Origin of the sequence: Streptacidiphilus neutrinimicus, assembly GCF_000787815.1 — a bacterium.
Taxonomy (GTDB): domain Bacteria; phylum Actinomycetota; class Actinomycetes; order Streptomycetales; family Streptomycetaceae; genus Streptacidiphilus; species Streptacidiphilus neutrinimicus.
On sequence record NZ_BBPO01000057.1, the window covers coordinates 27,528 to 30,679 of the forward strand.

Annotated in this window: 4 protein-coding genes; 1 reads left to right on the plus strand and 3 read right to left on the minus strand. The window is 72.3% G+C overall.

Translation table 11 applies throughout. From position 1 onward, the window contains the following. Positions 1-46: 46 nt before the first annotated feature. Positions 47-964: a TrmB family transcriptional regulator gene (locus TR48_RS28660; protein ID WP_063771084.1), complete on the plus strand. Its 918-nt coding sequence runs from the start codon at positions 47-49 to the stop codon at positions 962-964. On the opposite strand, the gene TR48_RS45865 is transcribed toward TR48_RS28660, so the two are convergent. From TR48_RS45865 to TR48_RS44515, 3 genes are all read right to left on the minus strand, one after another. Then, the gene (locus TR48_RS45865) at positions 865-1,722 is read right to left on the minus strand and encodes an AMP-binding protein (protein ID WP_042372692.1); all 858 of its coding nucleotides are present in this window, start codon (positions 1,720-1,722) and stop codon (positions 865-867) included. The genes TR48_RS28660 and TR48_RS45865 overlap by 100 nt on opposite strands. After that, positions 1,707-2,186, minus strand: a complete 480-nt coding sequence (locus TR48_RS45870; RefSeq protein WP_236652372.1) for an AMP-binding protein — start codon at positions 2,184-2,186, stop codon at positions 1,707-1,709. The genes TR48_RS45865 and TR48_RS45870 overlap by 16 nt, the downstream gene beginning before the upstream one ends. A 78-nt stretch (positions 2,187-2,264) precedes the next feature. Then, the gene (locus tag TR48_RS44515) at positions 2,265-2,714 is read right to left on the minus strand and encodes a hypothetical protein (RefSeq protein WP_052443135.1); all 450 of its coding nucleotides are present in this window, start codon (positions 2,712-2,714) and stop codon (positions 2,265-2,267) included. Positions 2,715-3,152 lie beyond the last annotated feature (438 nt).

Consider the following 3,152-nt stretch of genomic DNA (forward strand, 5'->3'; position numbering starts at 1 on the left):
GGCGGTCGCTTGCCAGCACCCGCACTCCCGCCGCTAACGTGCCAACATGCAGACGGACGATCGACGCGCAGCCGACCTGGAGGAGCTGGGCCTCACCAATTACGAGGCCCGGGTGTACCTCGCCCTGATCCGCCGCGACGTGTTCACCGCGGCGGAAGTCGCCAGGGAGGCGGGTGTTCCTCGACAGCGCGTCTACGACGTGCTGGAGGGGCTGATCCGTCGGCAGCTCGCCGTGCTTCACCCCGGCCGCGTGGCCGGATACTCCGCAGTCGCCCCGGACACCGCCGTGGAGCGCCTGATCGAGCAGCAGCGTCGCTCGCTCGGACGGCTGGAGCGGCTCTCCACCGAGCTCGCCCGCGAGCTCGGGCCCACCTACGACAGCGGACGCACCCACACCGACCCCCTCGACTACGTCGAGGTCCTGCGGGACTCGGCCGACATCAGCGAGAGATTCGCGCGGCTGCAGACGACCGCCGAGCGCGAGCTGCTGAGCTTCTCCAAGCCACCGTGGTTCACCCCGCCGGAGAACCTGGCCGGCCTGGAGGCCAGCGCCCGCCTGCACGCGGCGGGCCGCACCGTGCGCTCGGTCTACTCGCGCGAGGTGCTGGAGGACCCGGCCCTGCTGGAGGTCATGCACCTGTTCGTGGACGCCGGCGAGGAGATCCGCATCGCGGACGAGCTGCCGCTGAAGATGATCATCGCGGACGGCTCCACGGTCATGTGCGACATGCCCGACCCGGTGGCCCGCGACAGCGCGACGACCTCGCTGTGCATCCGCCACCCCTCCCTGGCCGAGGCGCTCTCGCTGGCGTTCCACTCCATCTGGGACAGCAGCCTGACGCTCGCCGAGGCGCTGAAGGACCGTCAGCCCGAGCTCGCCTCGGAGTCCCCGGTCGCCGAGGACGCCGGCGCCTCCTCCCCTGAGGTCCCGAAGGGCGTGGAGCCGGACGAGTCCCAGGCCTGATGCTCGTCCCGCAGCACTCGGCGCAGCACCTTGCCGAGCATGTTGCGGGGCAGCGGGTCCACCCGGAACTCGACGATCTTGGGCATCTTGTAGCCGGTGAGCCGCGCGGCGCAGTACTCCAGCAGCGCCCGCTCGGTGAGCCGGCTCCCCGGCCGAACGATCACGCAGGCCTTCACCGTCTCGCCCCGGTAGGAGTCCGGCACGCCGACCACGGCGGCGTCGGCCACCGCCGGGTGCGCCAGCAGCACGTCCTCGATCTCGCTCGGGAAGACACTGAAGCCGGAGGCGATGATGACGTCGCGCTTGCGGTCGATGACGGTGACGAAGCCGTCCGGGCTCATCACCGCGACGTCGCCGGTGAAGAGCCAGCGGTCGTGCAGCATCGCCGCGCTGTCCTCGCGCTCGTGCCAGTAGCCGGCGAACACCTGCGGCCCGCGCACCACCAGCTCCCCCGCCTCACCGTAGGGCTGCTGCCTGCCCGGGTCGTCCTCGGCGACGATCCGCACCTCGGTCCCGGGCAGCGGGATTCCGACCGTGCCCGGACGGGCGTTGGCGTTCAGCGGGTTGGCCAGCACGACGGGTGAGGCCTCGGACAGCCCGTAGCCCTCGACGAGCCGCGCACCGGTCAGCTCCTGGAACCGGTCCACGGTCTCCGGCTCCAGCCGCATCGCGCCGGAGATGCAGTACCGCACCGAGCGCAGCGCGCGGTTGACGGCGGGGCCGTGCTTCTCCGCCTCGTTCATCAGCGCCTGGTACATCGGCGGTACGCCGGGGAAGAGCGTCGGCCGCCAGGGAACGCGCCGTCGTGGACGACGGCGACGACGGCGCCGCTGTCCGCGAGCTGGTGCGCCAGTTCGGCCTCGGTGTAGAGCGGGTTCGTCGGCACGACGATCGCGCCGAGCCGCAGCGTGGCGTAGAACGCCACGACGTACTGGGGGCAGTTCGGCAGGACGAGCGCGACCCGGTCGCCACGGGCGACGCCCAGCGCGGCGAGGCCCTCGGCGAAGCGTGCGACGGCGCGGTTCAGCGCGCGGTAGCTGGTCTTCCGCCCGAGGAAGACCAGTGCGGTCCGCCGCCCGTACTTCGCGGCGGCCTCGTCGAGGAGCCCGTGCACGGGAACGTTCGGAATGCTGATCTTGTGTGGCACGCCGGTCGCGTAATAGCGGTGCCACGGCTCCCCGCCGCCGGCCACGGGCTCCCCCTCGCTGACGCGCGTTATCACAGAGCCAAGATCGTGACAGCCGCACCCGCGAGCTGACAAGAGCCCTGCAGCGCTTTGCGCCGCAGGGCTCCGTCGATGTCAGGCCCAGGGGGGCTCAGTGCCAGTCGTGGGCCTGCGGGAGCGGTTCGCGGCCGCCTGCGTGGCGCGGTGCGCCGCCGCCTTGTCCGCGGCCGCCTGCTCGGCTGCGGCCTGGTCGGCTGCCGCCTTCGCCGCGGCAGCCTTGTCCGCCGCTGCCTTCGCGGCGGCGACCTTCGCGGCTGCCGCCTGCTTCGCGGCCGCCGCCTTCGCCGCGGCTGCCTGCTTCGTCGCGGCTGCTTTCTCCGCGGCGGTCGCCTCGGCCGCCGCCTCCCGGGAGGCCTGCGCGCCCGCACGGGCGACAGCGGCCTTCGCACCGGGGTCCGCGACCGCGTCGGAGGCTCCGTTGCCCGGGAGCGCCACCGCGGCGGTGGCGGCGAGGCCGACGGCGGCGACGGAGCCGGCCATGGCGATGCCGCGCTTGCGCAGGCTGCACGAGGGCAGGGCAGGCATCAAACAGCTCTCCATCGGGTTGGCTGGGCGGCCCGTCCGCCCGCAGCACGGGACAGGTGCGCTGCGGGGTCGGACGGCGCCGTTGGCACGCCGGTTTCGGGCTGGTGCCGGACTGGGGGCGAATCCCTGCGCTCCTTCGGTCGCGGGGCCGCGGTGACGACATCGCCATTGATAACAAGCGGCGTCCGGGCGCATCAACGCGCCCTCTACTATGCGGGTCCGTAGGAGAACGGCGTTCGCTGTTCGGGCACTGGAAGGCGTGCGAATGGTGCGGCGGAGATCGCTGGGCGACGTAAGCCCTGTGTGAAGGCGATGCGCATGCGAAAAGGCCGCCCGCGGCCTCCCGGTCCCGAAGATCTCGGGGCGCGGACAAACGATCAACTATCGCCGGTCGTAGAACCGCCGGGTCATGTGGTGGGGCTCACACAAAAGCGGCGG

Excerpts from the sequence above, each read along its gene's own strand:
- TR48_RS28660 (WP_063771084.1), top strand. The coding sequence starts at position 47 with ATGCAGACGGACGATCGACGCGCAGCCGACCTGGAGGAGCTGGGCCTC.
- TR48_RS45865 (WP_042372692.1), bottom strand. The coding sequence starts at position 1,722 with ATGTACCAGGCGCTGATGAACGAGGCGGAGAAGCACGGCCCCGCCGTC.
- TR48_RS44515 (WP_052443135.1), bottom strand. The coding sequence starts at position 2,714 with ATGCCTGCCCTGCCCTCGTGCAGCCTGCGCAAGCGCGGCATCGCCATG.